We start from the raw sequence: 16,315 nt of genomic DNA, 5'->3' as shown, positions 1-16,315 counted from the left end.
ATTACTTTCCTTGTTGGTCTTCCCATTCTTTAATAACGGCTTTGAGTTCGTTGATATCTTGCTGTGACAGCTGCTCGGTTTTGGCAAAGCCACTGACCAGAGGCGCAATGCGACCACTGAAGAAACGCTGGATCAGATTCTTGCTCTGTTTAAGAGTGTAATCGTCGCGGCCTATGGTGGGGCTGTATTGGTAGAGGCGACCTTGCTTTTCAAAACTCACCGCTTGTTTCTTAACGAGGCGACCCAGTAAGGTCTTGATGGTTTTGTCATGCCATTGGGTGTCATCGCTGAGGCGCTCGATAATTTCACTCGACTTTGCCGGATGGCCCTGCCACAGCGCTTCCATGACCTCAAACTCTGCTTTGGATAACTCGATCATAATTTTGCTCACAAATGTAATCCCTGGATCTGAGATTACACTTGTAGTCAAAATGATCAAGCTATTTTTTCAACAATTTCACTTCTTCGAGTGTGAGCTCGGTAAATTGATTTTCGGCTAAGCGCGTTGGATCCAGATGCAGTTGGCCGATGCGCACGCGCAGTAAATCGACCACGCGGTAGCCGCAATAACGGGCCATTTTACGGATCTGCCGATTGAGCCCCTGGGTGAGGATGATTTTAAAACGAGTGGGCGACAGCGCCGTGCAAACACAAGGTTTGGTGAGTATGCCATCCACTGGCACACCTGCACTCATGCGGGTAAAAAACGCTTCGTCCAAGGGTTTGTCCACCTCGACCCAGTACTCTTTTTCATGGCTGTGATCCGGATGGGCCAGTAGATTACAAAGTTCGCCATCATTGGTGAGGATCAGCAGGCCACGGGAGTCCTTGTCTAGTCGGCCAATGGGGTAGGTGCGTTGCTCGGGCGGTAAGTGATGGATCAGGCTGCTTGGGTCTTCGGCCCTTAGCTTACAGTCTATGCCCACCGGCTTGTGGTAGGCGTAATACAGTTTGGGCGCCAGTCCATCAATACGCTGACCATCAAGGTATATCTCATCCTGGTCACTGACATGGTCGATATGATTGGCGGCGCGGCCATTGACCGTCACCCTGCCTGCATCAATTAGGCGCGAAGCACCGCGGCGGGAGCAGACACCGGCATGGGATAAATATTTGGCAAGACGAATAGTGGCGGACATAACAAATCAAGGAAATACAGATGCCAGCATATTAGCATGATGCTTGACCGAATGCCGCAAGGGCCGGTACCAAGGGCTTGGTTTAAGTAATTGTGTAAGCACATAAATAACCTTACTTTTATGCTGGTCAATTGACTAATCTTATGTAAATCTGAGCTTTATTAGGGATAGAAAAAGTGTATAACCATGAGTGAGTTTGTGATCCATGCCATCAACCTGCTAAGCAGTGTCTTTTTACTCTTTATCGGCTTTTTAGTGCTGCTGGTGCTCTACTATTATTTTGTCGATATCAATCAAAATAAGCATGCGATACGCCGAAATTATCCGGTGATCGGCCGTTTTCGATACTTTTTCGAGCGTCAGGGCGAATTTTTCCGTCAATACTTTTTCGCCATGGACCGCGAAGAAATGCCCTTTAATCGCGCCGAACGCAGTTGGGTGTATAAGGCGGCCAAGAATGTTGACCGCACCTCTGCCTTTGGCTCCACTCAAAGCCTGGATCACACAGGCACCATAATGTTTATGAATACCGCTTCTCCGACCCAGGAAGAAGACGCCATTGAGCCAGAGCCTGTGACCATAGGCGAGCAATGCCCTTATCCTTATCAAGCGAAAAAGGTCTTTAATATTTCCGGCATGAGCTATGGCGCCCTGTCCAAACGTGCCGTGTTGGCGCTCTCTCGTGGCGCCCGTCAGGCCGAGTGTTGGATGAATACAGGTGAGGGGGGCTTAAGCCCGTACCACCTTGAGGGTGGCGCCGATATCGTTTTTCAAATCGGCACCGCCAAATATGGGGTGCGCGATGAGCATGGCAAATTAAGCGATGCCAAGCTCAAGGAAATCGCCGCCCATGAACAGGTCAAAATGTTCGAAATTAAAATGAGCCAGGGCGCTAAGCCGGGCAAGGGCGGCATGTTGCCCGGGGTTAAGGTGAATGCGGAAATCGCTCAGATCCGTGGTATTCCCGAGGGCAAGGACTCCATCAGCCCCAATGGTCACTCGGAAATAAAGAGCGTGGGCGATCTGCTCGATATGATAGCCCATGTGCGCAATGTGACCGGCAAGCCCACCGGCTTTAAGGCGGTAATTGGTGAAACCTCCTGGCTGGAAGAGCTGGCCACGGAAATTAATAGGCGCGGTCAGGAGTCGGCCCCCGATTTTATTACCATAGACAGTGCCGATGGCGGTACAGGCGCGGCGCCCCAGCCACTTTTGGACTCGGTTGGCTTGCCGCTAAAAGAAAGCCTGCCCTGGGTGGTAAACCTGCTTGAGCGTCACGATTTACGCAAACGCATTCGCATTGTCGCCTCGGGCAAGTTGATAGTGCCTTCCAAGGTGGCCTGGGCGGTGGCGCTGGGCGCCGACTTTGTGGTTTCCGCCCGTGGACATATGTTTTCGCTCGGCTGTATTCAGGCTCTGCAGTGTAATAAAGACACCTGCCCGACCGGTATTACCACGCATAACCCTAAATTAATGAAGGGCTTGGACGTGGTGGACAAAACCCAGCGGGTGGCCAACTACAACAAGTATATTCACTATGGTATTGGTCTTATCGCTCACTCCTGTGGGGTCGATAATATTCGCGGCCTTAACCGCAAGCATGTGCGCGTGGTGCAGGAGGATGGTTTGTCGCAAACCCTGGATGAAATGTACTCCATGTACAAGTAGTGCATGGCGAGCGATTGCCAACTGGGTTAAACTGCGGGTATTACTGGTTACGAGGCATTTTAATGCACCAAGAACAACCCAAGAATCCGCTGCACGGCGTTAAGCTGGAGCAAATCGTTACGCGCCTGGAAGAGCATTATGGCTGGGCCGAGCTGGCGCAGCAAATTAACATCAATTGCTTTAAGAAAGACCCCTCGGTGAAATCGTCGCTGAAATTTTTGCGCCGTACTCCCTGGGCGCGAGAGCAGGTCGAGCAGTTGTATATCAAAACCTTTTGTACCTGGCCCTATAACGCCGGGTTATAGGAACCAAGCCCATGAGTCTTAGCGTTGCCCTGATTCAGCACGACATTCGTTGGCTCGATGCCGATACCAATCTTGCTCAGTTAAGTGCGCGCCTTGAGTCCATCGGCGATGTCGATTTAATTGTCTTGGCGGAAACCTTTGCCACCGGATTCGCCGTGGCCGATAGCCAGGTGCATCTGGCGGCCGAGCGGATCCTGGATTGGCTTAAAGAGCAGGCGCAGCGTCATCGGGCGGTTATGTGTGCCAGTGTGGTAGTCGCCGAGCAAGGGCAAAAATTTAACCGCCTGTACTGGGTGTCTCCCGACGGTTCGGAGCAGCATTATGATAAGCGGCACCTGTTTTGTCTGGGGCAAGAAGGAAAGTATCTCGAGCCTGGTAAGCAAAGAGTCATTTTTACCTTAAAGGGTCTGCGTATCTTGCCGCAGATCTGTTACGACTTGCGTTTTCCCGTGTTTGCCCGCAATCGCAACGACTATGAGGTAATGATCAATATCGCCAATTGGCCGGCGGCACGGCGCGGTGCCTGGGATACCTTGCTGCGCGCTCGCGCCATTGAAAATCAATGTTATGTGTTGGCGGTTAATCGCATCGGCGATGATGGTTACGGCATAGCGCATAATGGTGGTACCGCCGTCTATGACTTTAGCGGCGAGCCCCTGGCTCAGGCCACAGATGATCAGCCACAAGTCCTCACTATGACTCTGGATAAACGCGCGTTAGAGCAGTACCGCCAGGCCTTTCCCGCCTGGCAGGATGCGGACGACTTTGACTTACACGCCGATTAAATACAGTGTCTTGTAGGGCATCGGCAGGAGATGCTCGGCGGTGGTATACTGCTGATATTAGTTAGCGAACCCGAGCCCTATCTTGATTTTACCCGTACTTCTCGCCGGTGGCGGCGGCACCCGGTTATGGCCGCTTTCGCGTCAGGATCGCCCCAAGCAGTTTTTGCGCCTTAACGGCGAGCATTCCTTACTTCAGCAAACGGCTTTGCGTTTTCGTCAGCAGGGCTGTCTGGCTCCTTTGGTGATCTGCAGTGCCGATCACCGCTTTATGGTGGCGCAGCAGTTGCTGGAAATAGATATGCGCGCCAGCGCCATTATTCTCGAGCCCGCTGGGAAAAATACCGCACCGGCTGCGGCCTTGGCGGCGTTGTGGGCGCAGCAACATCAGCCGGATGCCAGCCTGTTTTTCGCGCCTGCCGATCATGCCATTGCCAACTTTGAACTTCTTAGCGACAAACTCAGCGAGCTTGACGCCATAGCGCGGCAGCATCTTATCTTATTTGGCATCACCCCCACCGAGCCGCAAACTGGCTTTGGCTATATTCAGCAGGGCAGCAGTTATGGCTGCGCCGAGCAGGGTGTCGAAGGCTTATTTAAGGTTGTCGGCTTTACTGAAAAGCCGGACAGGGCCACCGCCGAGTATTATCTCGAGCAAGGGCAATATTATTGGAATTCGGGCATGTTGCTCGCCGGTTGTGGCGTTTTTATCGAACAGTTTCAAAAGCATAGGCCGATGTTATGGGCGCATGTTCGTAGCGCCGCAAAATTTAGCAACGATCTGGATTTTACCCGTGTCGATGAAAGCGCCTGGCAGCAGCTGGAAGGGGATTCCCTGGACTATGCGCTGCTTGAGCGCAGCGAGCAGCTGTTGCTTTGTCCGCTGCCGCTGCAATGGTTTGATCTCGGCAGCTTTGCCCAGCTTTATCAATATCACAGTCGGGATCAGGATGAGAACCTGGTGCTCGGCAGCGCCGTTTGCGCCTATAGCCAGGGTAATTTGATCGCCGCCGATGAGCAGCATCTGGTGGCAACCTTGGGTATTAAGGACACGGTAATAGTGCACAGTGGCGACACCATTTTAGTGGCCGCCAAGGATCATCTGGATAAAATGCCTAAGCTGGTGGCCAAGGTGGCCGCCGAGCATCCGCAGCAGCGCCGTTATCACAGGCAAACTTTCCGTCCTTGGGGCCATTACGAGGTGCTCAACGAGGGCGCGCAATACAAGGTTAAACGCATTGTATTGCAGACGCAGGCGCGTTTGTCCTTACAGGCGCATCAACATCGCTCTGAGCATTGGGTGGTGGTCAGTGGTGAGGTGCTGGTGCAGGTGGAGCAGCAGGTGCACAGGCTAAGCGGTGGCCAGTCCATCTATATACAGGCGCAGCAGCGCCATCGCCTGACCAATGTGGGTAATAAGGCGGCGATCATCATCGAGGTGCAAAGCGGCGATTATCTCGGTGAAGACGATATTATCCGCTTTGACGATGACTATGGCCGTTAAAGCACGGGGCTGCTAGCGCAGGGTTTGGCTGCGCATAAACTTAAGGTATTGTTCCAGGCTTTGCTGCCATAGTTCGAGACCTTCCGCCAAGCCCTCGTCTATGGGTTTACCATCGAGCAGACGACGTTCGATTTTTTTCAACGCCATGCCATAGCGATTAAAACCCAGCTGCAAGGCGGTGCTGGCCTGGCGGTGCAGCAGTTTGATGCACTGCTCCTTATCATTGCTCACAAGTTGCTGACAGCGTAGCAGCTTATTGCGCGCCGAAAGCACAAACTCATTGTAAATGGAGCTCAGCTCTTGCTCGGCAAAGGTGTTGGCCATCAGCTCGGCGGCGGTTTCATCGTAGAGCACGTCCTTCAGGGCAACGCTGATATTCGGGGTCTGGTTCGATTGCGAGTCGCTGAGTGCCTGTCTTAGCTTTTCCTGCTTAATTGGCTTGCCGACTATGTCTTTAATGCCCAGCGCCAGGTATTCCTTGACCTCATCCGGGCTCAGACTGGCGGTAAAGGCCAGGATCGGGGTGCGGTGATTGCGATGATCCATGCTTTTAAGTTTGCGGATCACCTCCTGACCATTGAAATCAGGCAGGTTCATATCCAAGAGCACCACATCAAAATGGTGCTTTTTCAGCAGCTCAATGGCGCTGCTGCCATCTGTGGCCAGTTTGACCTTGTGCTCATCCTCGGCCATAAACTCAATGGCGATCTTCTGATTCAGCTCTAAATCCTCAACCAACAGTACATCTAAACCGGTGCGGTAATTGTCTGACTTCGGGCGTTTTTCCACCAGGCTGAGCTCACCGACCGTGAGCTTAACGGCGAAGCTAAAGGTGCTGCCCTCACCCAGGCGGCTGGTAATATGTAACTTGCTGCCAAGATGGGCAAGCAGACGACTGGTGATCGCCAGTCCCAGCCCTGAGCCACCCTTGAGCTTACCGGCGCTGCTTTGCACATAAGGTTCGGTTAAATACTGGATTTCATCTTCTTCTATGCCCGGCCCCGAGTCGATAACGCTAAAGCCCAGGGTATGCTCTTCCTGGCCACCATGGAGCAGGTCGACCTGCAATGTGACCTGACCCTGATCGGTAAATTTAATGGCATTGCCCACCAGATTAATAAGGATTTGTCTGAGCTTTTGGTGGTCGCAGTAATAACAGGCCTGCTTCGCCAGATTGTAGTTAAGCTCAAACTTAACACCCTTTTGCTCAGCCAGTGGGCTTAGCAGTAGGCAGAGGTTATTAAGCCAGGTGTGCAGCTCCACATCTTCCTCATACAGGGCCTCGTCGCTTTGCTCCAGGCTGGCGTATTCCAATACCTTGTCTATCAACAGGGTCAGGGATTCGGCGGAGTTGATAATGGCCTCGCAATAGGGTTTATGCTTGGGTGTGCTGGCCTGATTCATAATCAACTGGGCGCTGCCGAGTATGCCGTTCAGAGGAGTGCGGATCTCATGGCTAATGGTGGATAAAAACATGCCTCGGATCTCTAAATCCTTCTGGGTTTTTGCCGTTAATTGGTTGAGGTTAAGCTCGCGGCGCTCGTTACAAAACAGCGCTACCCCAGCGGCAAACAGCATGGGTGCAAGCACGCCCTTGACCAGCAGTGCGGCGCTGAACCAGTCGTTTTCAAACTGGGCGCTGTGATCGCTGTGGGTCATTATCAGGGAGCGGGCTGCAAACACCAGCAGCGACATACTGAGAGCGATCAGGTACACCAGGCTGGCACTGGGGTACTTGCTGCGGCCGTAACGGCTAATAATGTAAAACAGGCAGGCGGCTTCGACAAAGCGATGCAGGTCTATCAGCAGCACCTGGGCGGAAATATCCACGGTGATAAACATAAAGTAGGTAAAGCTGAAAAATAAACCAGCGCTGACAAAGATAAAGAAGTAGGTCAGCAGGCCGTTATAGTTGAGAAAGCGATTGATGGCCAAAACATGGATCACTGAGCCGCAAATAAAGAAAAAGTTGGCCAGGGTGACTAGATTATCATGCTGTTGCGGCGCTTCGATGGCGGAGATAATAATACCCACCAGTAAACAGACCGGATACCACACATAGAGGCCGATGCCGACAAAGTTACGATTGGCGCGCCAGGTAATCAAATTTAGCAGAGCCATTACAAAGATGGCCGCGGCGCTGGTATAGAAGAGGGTCGCTGTGTCTAGCATCCGTGATATGTATTTATTATGGGTATGTGCTTTCTACTATACGGAAAATTCCCCGTTTGGCTATGTGTAAGGCTTGTAGATCGGTCTTTGCCCTTTGTCGGCGCACAGCACCGACAAAGATGATTTGAAGATTAGCGTAATTCGTTGGGGATATTGGTCTGAGCCCAGGACAATAGCTCGATACGGTTACGGCATTTGGTTTTACGGAAGGCGCTGTAAAGGTGCGTTTTTACCGTATGCGGGCTGATGCTCAGCTGCTCGGCGATCTCTTTATTTTTAGCGCCTTTACTCATTAGGCCAACTATAGCTTTTTCACGCTTGGTTAGTTTAACCGGCTCGATATCGCCTTCGGTGAGCTTGTGCAAGGAGTCCTTGTTGAAATGCAACATGCGATTAAGCACGTTACACATAACATCACGGCGATACCATAATTGGTTTTCTTGCAATAAGCGTATGCCCTTCATCATCACATCGGCGTTGTCCGAGGTGTAGAATACGCCGCGAATACCACTTAATAGCGCACGATTGGCCAGCTCCGGGTTCTCATCCAGGTTGAATAGGACGATATCGCACTCTACCTTAAGATTGATAAGGTGGTGTTTTAAGCGGCCCCAGGCGTCGTCGTTGGAGGTTTCAATAAATAAATAAGCCGTATCGGGCTGCACTTGAGATACGTCGGTGCCTTTTTGTACTTCAAACCCTTGGGTGCGTAGTAATGGTGCCAAAACATTAGTACCAATTTGGTTAATCGGCTCTTGTTCAAGCAATAAAAATACGGTCTTACTCATTTAGCGGTTGGCTCATTGAAAAACATTTGCACCATCCTAACACGCCATTCACTTCTTTTGTATTAGGGTGTTTATATTTGATAGTGAAAAAAGATGATTAATGCCTCTGTATCCGACATTTGTAAATAATAGGTTACGTAATGGCTAGAGTAGGCGCCAAAATGCGCCTAATCCAGCCAGAAAAAAGTATGTGGATAAGTTAATAAAATGATGATTCCTATACTTTTAGCTTATCCTGGTATGGAGGCCAGCCCATGGCTTTACCGGCCAGCATATGGAGGTGAATATGGTACACGGTTTGTCCGCCGTGGCCGTTGCAATTCATCACCACGCGGTAGCCATCTTCGGCAAAGCCGTGCTCCTTGGCGAGCTTGGCCGCAACCACATAGAGGTGGCCGACAAGGGCGGCATTTTCCGTAGTCACGTCATTAATGGTCGCTATTGGGCTTTTTGGGATAATCAATACATGAAAGGGAGCCTGAGGATTAATATCGGTAAAGGCCAGCGCTTGTTCGTCCTCATAAATGATGTCGGCGGGGATCTCGCGATTGATAATTTTGGTAAAAATGGTCTCTGTGCTCACGGCGAGCTCCTTAGTTTAATTGTCCAAGTGTCAGTAATGACAAAGAAAAGCATAAGTGTCAAACTGAGAACCAAAGCTTAAATGTAAGGTAGGTACCTCATGTGGAAAAAACTCTCCAGTGCTGCGGCGCTGGCTCTGTTGCTAACGCCTTCGGCTTATGCCGAAACTGTGTCCTTTGCGAGCGAAATCATCCCCTTGCAGGTGGGCGATAAAACCATTTCACATTCAATTTTCAACACTGTCGATGAGCTGGAATTAGCTCCGGGTAGCTATCGTCTTAAGCTTAAATACAGCGACCTTTATGAAAGCGGTTTTGATGACCATGAGGTAATCGAGTCGGAACCTTTTTGGGTGACCTTGGAAGTTGCTGCCGGGCGGGATTATAAGGTGACGTTCGACCGGGCGGCCACCGCCGCTGGCGCTAAGCTGTTCGCGCAAAGCCCGGTTGTGCGTTTGCGCGCCGAAGGTCAGCAGTTGGAAGTGCCTATGCCAAAGTCTGCCGCACCTAGCCTTGCTGCGCCCGCGCCTGTGCTGGCAGCGCCAAGCCTAGTGCCGGCCAATATTGCACCGGCCCCTGCTGTTTCGACCAAGTCTGCGCCTGCAGTTGCACCCGCTCCTCAATCCGGTGGTAATGTCAGTGCCGCCGCCATGTTAGATTTCTGGTGGCAGCAGGCAACGCCGGCTCAGCGCCAGGCGTTTTTACAAAAGGTGCAGTCGCAACAGTGATGCTCTGCGCTTTGTAGGTCAATTTTGTGGGCGAGGCTTTAGCCTTGCAGGTCGATGCTGTGCGTCGACAAGGGAAGTATATTTGCCTTTAGGCAATAAAAAAGGGTGCATCAAGCACCCTTCTTACTTAGCACATCGCTATTAGTTAAATAACGCGTCGATTGTACCTTGTGCCAGTGGGTGATAACCCGGACGAGCGCCTTGGTAAACTTCATACGCCCAGTCGCGCTTGTTGTTATTAATCAGCGCCTTGTATAGAGGCACGATTAACTTACGACGGCCGATGCCACTTAGGTGCTTATCCAGCGCCGGGTAAATGGCGTCATAGCCGTTACCTACTGCCAGCATAAACCAGGCGAAGGCCACTTCCTTATTGGTTGACGCGGTCAGGTTAAACTGGGTATCCAGCTCGACCATCTTCTCGCCAGCCAGGTCGCGTGGCAGGTTGTTGATAAAGTGCAACCACTCATGTACCGTCCAGTTGGCGGTTGGTAATTCGCTGGCTTTTTTGCTGCCGGCTAACCAGGCTTGCGTCTCTGCATCAACCTTGTCGAATACATCCGAAGTAGGCTGAGGTGCATCGGCAGGTAGGCCCGGCTGATGGATCCACTCATTGACCTTCTCCATACTGACCACACCTGGGTGTTTGTTGATCAGGTTTTCTTCCAGGTAACGTTCAAATTTTGCCGTGGTCACTGACTGGAATGAATAGGCCTTAAAGTAGCCCTTTACGAACTCGTCAAAGACATCGCGACCAAACTTTTCTTCCAGATAGATAAGGAACAACTGGCCCTTGGTATAAGGCACAGAGCTAAAGGCATCGTCCGGATCGCGGCCGTTCAGCTTCAGGTTTAAGCGAGTATCAGGTGCCGGAATATCTTTTAGCTGGGCATCTAGGCCCGCAGCATCCAAAGACTGCTCCATCACTGCACGTTCACGACCGAATACTTCTTCCATAATGCGGTTTTCAACATAAGAGGTGAAACCTTCATTCAGCCATAAATCTTCCCAGGTAGCGTTGGTAACCAGGTTACCGGACCAAGAGTGCGCCAGTTCGTGGGCGATCAGGTTAACCAGGCTCTTATCGCCAGCTACTACGGTTGGGGTTATAAAAGATAAACGCGGGTTTTCCATGCCGCCGAATGGGAAGCTAGGAGGTAGCATCAGCAAGTCGTAGCGACCCCAGGCGTATTCGCCGTACATAACTTCGGTTTTATCTATCATCGCCTGAGTGTCGTTAAACTCGGCCACCGAGGCATCAAGAATTTGCGGTTCGGCAAAAATGGCGGTCTGGTGCGACATTTCTTTGTATTCCAGGTTACCGGCGCCGATGGCGATCAAATAAGGCGGAATGGCCTGTGGCATATCGAAGAAGTAGTCGCCATCTTTGATAAAGGCACCCGTGTTGTCGGCACTCATTACCGCACGCACGTTTTCCGGCGTTTCGATACGGGCGCTGTAAGTTACGCGCATGGCCGGAGTATCTTGTACTGGGATCCAGCTACGGGCGTGAATGGCCTGCGACTGGCTGTACATAAAGGGTTGAGTTTTGCTGGCGGTTTGCTCCGGCGTCAGCCATTGCAGGCCAGATGCTTGTGGCAAGCTGTTGTAATAAATACGCACCTTGGGAGCTTGCTGCTTAAAGCGAATGGTTAGTTTTGAACCCTTCACATCGTCACGAGCCGCTAAATCAAATTTTGCCTTGTGCCATTTGCCTTGGGTGTCTTGGTAGATCACGCGGTCAACTTCAAGGTCGCGGGTATCCAGTACCAGAGTACGGGCCGCGGCATTTTTCCAGTTCAGGCTATGCTCAACGAAGCCTTCTAATTGTTTGTCGTCGAAGTCGACATCAAGATCTAAAAACAGGTGTGTGGAGACCACATCGTCTAGGTTGGCATAGGTGTGCTCGTCGCTGGCCGCCAGGCTGTGCAGGCTTACGCCGCCAAGCGCTAAGGCAAGAGCAAGAGGTTTTAATTTCATAGCATCCTCAGAACGGGTGAAATAAGAAGTGCTTGTTATATCAGATATAGTCAATGACTGATAGCTATGTCTGTTGGCTGGCTTGGGGTACACTTAGGGCAAATAGCCAAGAGAGACGTTTCCTTTGCCTGCATTACAACGCCATCATACCTTTGCGCTGGACGTGCCCTGTCAGACGCTTGTGACCATCACAGATCCAGCTCAGCTTCGCGAGTTCGATTACACCCAAGCGTTTTGTGTGCTCGGCGAGGGTAGCAACACCATCTTTACCACTCCCTATCAAGGTACGGTTATCTTGATCGCCAATAAAGGGGTGCGTATTGAGGAGTTGTCGCAAAGCTGGTTGCTGCATTGTGCGGCGGGTGAAAACTGGCATGCGCTGGTGGAGAACACCTTGGCCTTGAATATGCCGGGGCTGGAAAACCTGGCGCTTATTCCAGGCAATCTTGGTGCCGCGCCGGTGCAGAATATTGGTGCCTATGGGGTCGAACTGGCGCAGTTTGTCGACTATGTTGAGGGCTACCATATTGCCCGTGGCGAAACCCAGCGCCTCAGTAATGAGCAATGCCGCTTTGGTTATCGCGATTCCGTCTTTAAACATGAGCTAAAGGGCCAGTTTATTATTACCCAGGTTGGTCTGCGCTTACCTAAACAATGGCAGCCCAATTTAAGCTATGGTCCACTGCAACAATTGGAGAGTCCGATTCCACGTCAGGTATTTGATGAGGTGGTGGCGGTGCGTCAGGCTAAACTGCCAGACCCTAAAGTGTTGGCCAATTGCGGCAGCTTCTTTAAAAACCCCATACTGCCGCGCCCTCAGGTAGCCGCTTTAAAAGAGCAATATCCACAACTGCCTTGCTATGACGTCGATGCCGAGCAGCAAAAGGTGGCCGCAGGTTGGCTGATAGAGCAGGCTGGACTAAAAGGCTTTCATATTGGCGATATCGCCGTACATGACAAACAGGCCCTGGTGCTGGTGAATCGCGGTGCAGGTCGGGCTGAAGAATTGCTGGAGATGATCAAGCATATTCAAAGCGTGGTAGCACAGCGTTTCGGCATTGACCTAGAGCATGAGGTGCGCTTGATGGGCGAGCTGCAAGAAATTCATTTAGGGGCTACTCATGAAGGCGCCTGACGGTAACAAGCTGGCCATATTGCAAGCCCTGAATAAGGGCGAGTTTATTTCCGGGCAAGCCATGGGCGAGCAACTAGGCATTAGCCGTGCCGCCGTGGCCAAGCATATTACCTCCTTGCAGGAAATGGGGCTGGATATTTACAAGGTCAATGGCAAGGGTTATCGCCTCAGTCGGCCTTTGAGCCTGCTTAAGCAAACGGATATCGAGCTGGCCTATGAACAGTTAGACGGCAGCGGTTGTCATTTTGAAGTACAGCCCATTATCGACTCCACCAACAGCGAACTGATGCGCCGGGTGCAAAGTGCCGAGGCAAGCAACAACAGTGTGCTGGTGGCAGAAATGCAGCAGAAGGGCAAAGGGCGGCGCGGCCGAACCTGGCAATCCCCTTTTGCTGCCAACCTTTATTACAGTTATTACTGGCGCTTAGACGATGGCATGCATGCGGCCATGGGTTTATCCATTGCCGTGGGTCTGGCGGTCTATGACAGTCTAAAGGCCCTTTATGATCTTGAAGTGCAACTAAAATGGCCGAACGATGTGCTGGTCGATGGCCGTAAGTTGGCAGGCGTGTTGGTGGAGCTCGATGGCACCGCCGAGGGGCCTTGTCATCTGGTGATCGGCATAGGCCTCAATATTGCCATGCCGCAGGCGGCGGCAGAGCATATCGACCAGCCCTGGTGCGATCTCAACGAGTTCGCCGGTGAGCTGGATAAAAACCAGTTGGTGGCCGTGCTCACCTGCTTTTTACAAAAGCGCCTGGCCCAATATCGCCAAACCGGTCTGCAGGGTATGTATCAGCAGTGGAATAGGGTGCATGCCTTCAGCGGTCAATGTGTCGAGCTTAGCTCGGGCACCAATACCTGGCGTGGCATCTGTGAAGGCATCGACGAGCAAGGTGCCGTGGTGCTGCGCGTCGATGGCCAAAGCAAACGTTACTTTGGCGGCGAGATCAGTTTGCGTGTTAAGTCTACGGGTTAGGTTTATAAGTTAGTTATGAAGCTATTAATCGATGCTGGTAATACGGCACTTAAAATGATGTTGGCCTCGGGCCCAGAACAATTGCAGGCAATTACGCCAAAGGCCGTGCCCTGGGACCAGATAGAAGAAGTGGTTATTTCTGCGGTAGCCGATTCCGACGCTTTAGCAGAATTAATAAAAGAAGCCGAAGCGCAGGGAGTGGGAGTGCGTCGCGCCAAGGTGGCGGCAAAGTGGCAGCAACTTAACTGTGCCTATGACAATTATTCCACTTTGGGCATCGACCGCTGGTTGGCGGTGATCGCCGGTTACTGTGCTAACCCCAATGGCTGCACCTTAGTGGTTGACGCCGGCACGGCGCTGACCCTGGATCTAATCGACGATGCTCATCAGCATCTTGGCGGCTATATTCTTCCCGGTTTAAGTTTGAGTGAGCACAGCATAGTGAGCCGCGCCGAAAAGGTTTTTACCCTTGATACCCTGGTTGCTAGTCCCGATCCCGGATGTTCAACCCCGGCAGCGGTGAAAAATGGCGCCCTTATCGGTGCGCTGGGTGCCATCGAATATGTGCTGGCCCATCACTGTCGTGGGCAGGGTGTGCAATTATTGATCACCGGCGGTGATGGTTTGGCTCTGCATCAACACCTGGGGCAAGGTGTTTATCGCCCCCATTTGGTCTTCGAAGGCCTGTGGCAGTGGCAAAAACAAGGGTGAATTGTTTAAAAAAGCTCTGTTTTGGGTGAATAATGAACGTTCGCACCACAAACCTAAACTTTTTTTGATTTTATAGTTGCATCCCAATAAACCTTACTCTAGAATCTCGCCCCGTACTAAAGCAGTGCCGACTTAGCTCAGTTGGTAGAGCAACTGACTTGTAATCAGTAGGTCATCCGTTCGACTCGGATAGTCGGCACCATTTCCTCATCTTGGAAAGGCTTTAGAAAGAATTTTGCGTGGAGGGGTTCCCGAGCGGCCAAAGGGATCAGACTGTAAATCTGACGGCACTGCCTTCGCTGGTTCGAATCCAGCTCCCTCCACCACTCTAAATTCTTGACGGTTAGAGGTAGTTAAGAACAGGTTCCTAGAAAGCGGGCATCGTATAATGGCTATTACCTCAGCCTTCCAAGCTGATGATGCGGGTTCGATTCCCGCTGCCCGCTCCAGTTTTCTGGTGTGCTGATATAGCTCAGTTGGTAGAGCGCACCCTTGGTAAGGGTGAGGTCGGCAGTTCAAATCTGCCTATCAGCACCACTCCAGTCCTGTCTGTCCTGAAATACTTCCTTTGATTTGTCTAAAAAATATTCAATAATGAAGAATTGAATTGATCGTCGTTTTTTGTCGATCGTTTGATATGTAATCTAGATACACAAAAACTGATAGGTTCCGTCATGGCAAAAGAAAAGTTTGAACGCGTAAAACCGCACGTAAACGTTGGTACAATCGGCCACGTTGACCACGGTAAAACAACTCTAACTGCAGCAATCACTAACGTACTTGCAAAAGTATACGGTGGTACAGCAAAAGACTTCGCATCAATCGATAACGCTCCAGAAGAGCGTGAGCGTGGTATCACCATCTCAACTTCACACGTTGAGTACGACACTCCAACTCGCCACTACGCGCACGTTGACTGTCCTGGACACGCTGACTACGTTAAAAACATGATCACTGGTGCTGCTCAAATGGACGGCGCTATCCTAGTAGTAGCTGCGACTGACGGCCCTATGCCTCAGACTCGTGAGCACATCCTACTTTCTCGTCAGGTTGGTGTACCTTACATCATCGTATTCATGAACAAATGTGACATGGTTGACGACGAAGAGCTACTAGAGCTAGTAGAAATGGAAGTTCGTGAACTTCTTTCTGAGTACGATTTCCCAGGTGACGACCTACCACTAATCCAAGGTTCAGCTCTTAAAGCGCTTGAAGGCGAGAAAGAGTGGGAAGACAAGATCATCGAGCTTGCAGAAGCCCTAGATACTTACATCCCAGAGCCAGAGCGTGACATCGATAAGCCATTCATCATGCCTATCGAAGACGTATTCTCAATCCAGGGTCGTGGTACAGTTGTAACTGGTCGTGTTGAAGCTGGTATCATCAACGTGAACGACGAAGTTGAAATCGTAGGTATCAAAGAAACTACGAAGACAACTTGTACAGGTGTTGAAATGTTCCGTAAGCTTCTAGACGAAGGTCGTGCAGGTGAGAACATCGGTGCCCTTCTACGTGGTACTAAGCGTGACGAAGTTGAGCGTGGTCAAGTACTAGCAGCTCCTGGTACAATCAAGCCGCACACTAAGTTCGAATCAGAAGTATACGTACTTTCTAAAGACGAAGGTGGCCGTCACACGCCATTCTTCAAAGGCTACCGTCCACAGTTCTACTTCCGTACAACTGACGTAACTGGTGACATCCAACTACCAGACGGCGTAGAAATGGTAATGCCTGGCGACAACATCAAGATGACTGTTGAACTAATCTGCCCAATCGCGATGGACGAAGGTCTACGTTTCGCGATCCGTGAAGGTGGTCGTACAGTAGGTGCTGGTGTTGTAGC

15 protein-coding genes and 4 tRNA genes are annotated in these 16,315 nt (G+C 51.2%); 13 read left to right on the top strand and 6 right to left on the bottom strand.

The genetic code is table 11. The annotated features are described in order from the left end of the window. Position 1: 1 nt before the first annotated feature. Together WCN91_RS09425 and WCN91_RS09420 are read right to left on the bottom strand one after the other, a co-directional pair. The gene (locus WCN91_RS09425; RefSeq protein ID WP_342678651.1) at positions 2-379 is read right to left on the bottom strand and encodes a BlaI/MecI/CopY family transcriptional regulator; all 378 of its coding nucleotides are present in this window, start codon (positions 377-379) and stop codon (positions 2-4) included. Between the two features lie 61 nt (positions 380-440). Further along, positions 441-1,139, bottom strand: coding sequence for a pseudouridine synthase (locus tag WCN91_RS09420; protein ID WP_342678428.1), 699 nt, complete (start codon positions 1,137-1,139; stop codon positions 441-443). Between the two features lie 186 nt (positions 1,140-1,325). Between WCN91_RS09420 and WCN91_RS09415 the strand changes: the two genes are divergently transcribed. The 4 genes from WCN91_RS09415 (at position 1,326) to WCN91_RS09400 (ending at position 5,398) form a co-directional block, all read left to right on the top strand. Beyond that, on the top strand, positions 1,326-2,807 hold the full coding sequence (locus WCN91_RS09415) for an FMN-binding glutamate synthase family protein (protein ID WP_342678426.1): 1,482 nt from the start codon (positions 1,326-1,328) through the stop codon (positions 2,805-2,807). A gap of 62 nt (positions 2,808-2,869) precedes the next feature. Further along, positions 2,870-3,112 (top strand): VF530 family protein, encoded by a 243-nt coding sequence (locus WCN91_RS09410; protein ID WP_342678424.1) that lies wholly within the window; start codon positions 2,870-2,872, stop codon positions 3,110-3,112. 11 nt (positions 3,113-3,123) lie between these two features. After that, positions 3,124-3,897 carry an amidohydrolase gene (locus tag WCN91_RS09405; RefSeq protein WP_342678422.1) on the top strand — a complete coding sequence of 258 codons (774 nt, stop codon included), beginning with the start codon at positions 3,124-3,126 and terminating at the stop codon, positions 3,895-3,897. 82 nt (positions 3,898-3,979) lie between these two features. Then, on the top strand, positions 3,980-5,398 hold the full coding sequence (locus WCN91_RS09400; protein WP_342678420.1) for a mannose-1-phosphate guanylyltransferase/mannose-6-phosphate isomerase: 1,419 nt from the start codon (positions 3,980-3,982) through the stop codon (positions 5,396-5,398). A gap of 12 nt (positions 5,399-5,410) precedes the next feature. Here WCN91_RS09400 and WCN91_RS09395 read toward each other — a convergent pair whose 3' ends face one another. The 3 genes from WCN91_RS09395 to WCN91_RS09385 all read right to left on the bottom strand — a co-directional run bounded on the left by WCN91_RS09395 (position 5,411) and on the right by WCN91_RS09385 (position 8,941). Then, on the bottom strand, positions 5,411-7,570 hold the full coding sequence (locus WCN91_RS09395; protein WP_342678418.1) for a response regulator: 2,160 nt from the start codon (positions 7,568-7,570) through the stop codon (positions 5,411-5,413). 131 nt (positions 7,571-7,701) lie between these two features. Continuing rightward, positions 7,702-8,358: a helix-turn-helix transcriptional regulator gene (locus WCN91_RS09390; RefSeq protein ID WP_342678416.1), complete on the bottom strand. Its 657-nt coding sequence runs from the start codon at positions 8,356-8,358 to the stop codon at positions 7,702-7,704. 217 nt (positions 8,359-8,575) lie between these two features. Next, entirely contained in the window at positions 8,576-8,941 is a 366-nt protein-coding gene (locus WCN91_RS09385) for a histidine triad nucleotide-binding protein (RefSeq protein ID WP_342678414.1), read from the bottom strand. 99 nt (positions 8,942-9,040) lie between these two features. Here WCN91_RS09385 and WCN91_RS09380 point away from each other — a divergent pair, with 99 nt between their 5' ends. Continuing rightward, positions 9,041-9,667: a DUF2057 family protein gene (locus WCN91_RS09380; protein ID WP_342678412.1), complete on the top strand. Its 627-nt coding sequence runs from the start codon at positions 9,041-9,043 to the stop codon at positions 9,665-9,667. Between the two features lie 141 nt (positions 9,668-9,808). On the opposite strand, the gene WCN91_RS09375 is transcribed toward WCN91_RS09380, so the two are convergent. Then, on the bottom strand, positions 9,809-11,647 hold the full coding sequence (locus tag WCN91_RS09375) for a M1 family metallopeptidase (protein WP_342678411.1): 1,839 nt from the start codon (positions 11,645-11,647) through the stop codon (positions 9,809-9,811). 124 nt (positions 11,648-11,771) lie between these two features. Between WCN91_RS09375 and murB the strand changes: the two genes are divergently transcribed. The 8 genes from murB to tuf all read left to right on the top strand — a co-directional run. Beyond that, entirely contained in the window at positions 11,772-12,782 is a 1,011-nt protein-coding gene (gene murB, locus WCN91_RS09370) for a UDP-N-acetylmuramate dehydrogenase (protein WP_342678410.1), read from the top strand. Then, positions 12,769-13,761: a bifunctional biotin--[acetyl-CoA-carboxylase] ligase/biotin operon repressor BirA gene (birA, locus tag WCN91_RS09365; RefSeq protein ID WP_342678409.1), complete on the top strand. Its 993-nt coding sequence runs from the start codon at positions 12,769-12,771 to the stop codon at positions 13,759-13,761. Before murB ends, birA begins: the two co-directional genes overlap by 14 nt. Positions 13,762-13,776: 15 nt before the next feature. Then, entirely contained in the window at positions 13,777-14,472 is a 696-nt protein-coding gene (locus tag WCN91_RS09360) for a type III pantothenate kinase (protein WP_342678407.1), read from the top strand. A 126-nt stretch (positions 14,473-14,598) separates the two neighbouring features. Then, positions 14,599-14,674: transfer RNA gene (locus WCN91_RS09355), tRNA-Thr, on the top strand. 39 nt (positions 14,675-14,713) lie between these two features. After that, a tRNA-Tyr gene (locus WCN91_RS09350) sits at positions 14,714-14,798 on the top strand. Positions 14,799-14,846: 48 nt separating this feature from the next. Continuing rightward, a tRNA-Gly gene (locus WCN91_RS09345) sits at positions 14,847-14,921 on the top strand. Positions 14,922-14,933: 12 nt separating this feature from the next. Then, positions 14,934-15,009: transfer RNA gene (locus tag WCN91_RS09340), tRNA-Thr, on the top strand. A gap of 137 nt (positions 15,010-15,146) precedes the next feature. Further along, positions 15,147-16,315 (top strand): elongation factor Tu (gene tuf / locus WCN91_RS09335; RefSeq protein ID WP_342678405.1); only part of this gene is annotated, 1,169 nt, incomplete at its 3' end.

This window comes from Pseudoalteromonas qingdaonensis (assembly GCF_038739665.1).
Lineage (GTDB): Bacteria > Pseudomonadota > Gammaproteobacteria > Enterobacterales > Alteromonadaceae > Pseudoalteromonas > Pseudoalteromonas qingdaonensis.
Note: the sequence above shows the minus strand (reverse complement) of the source record. Positions and strands in the feature narration are given on the sequence as shown.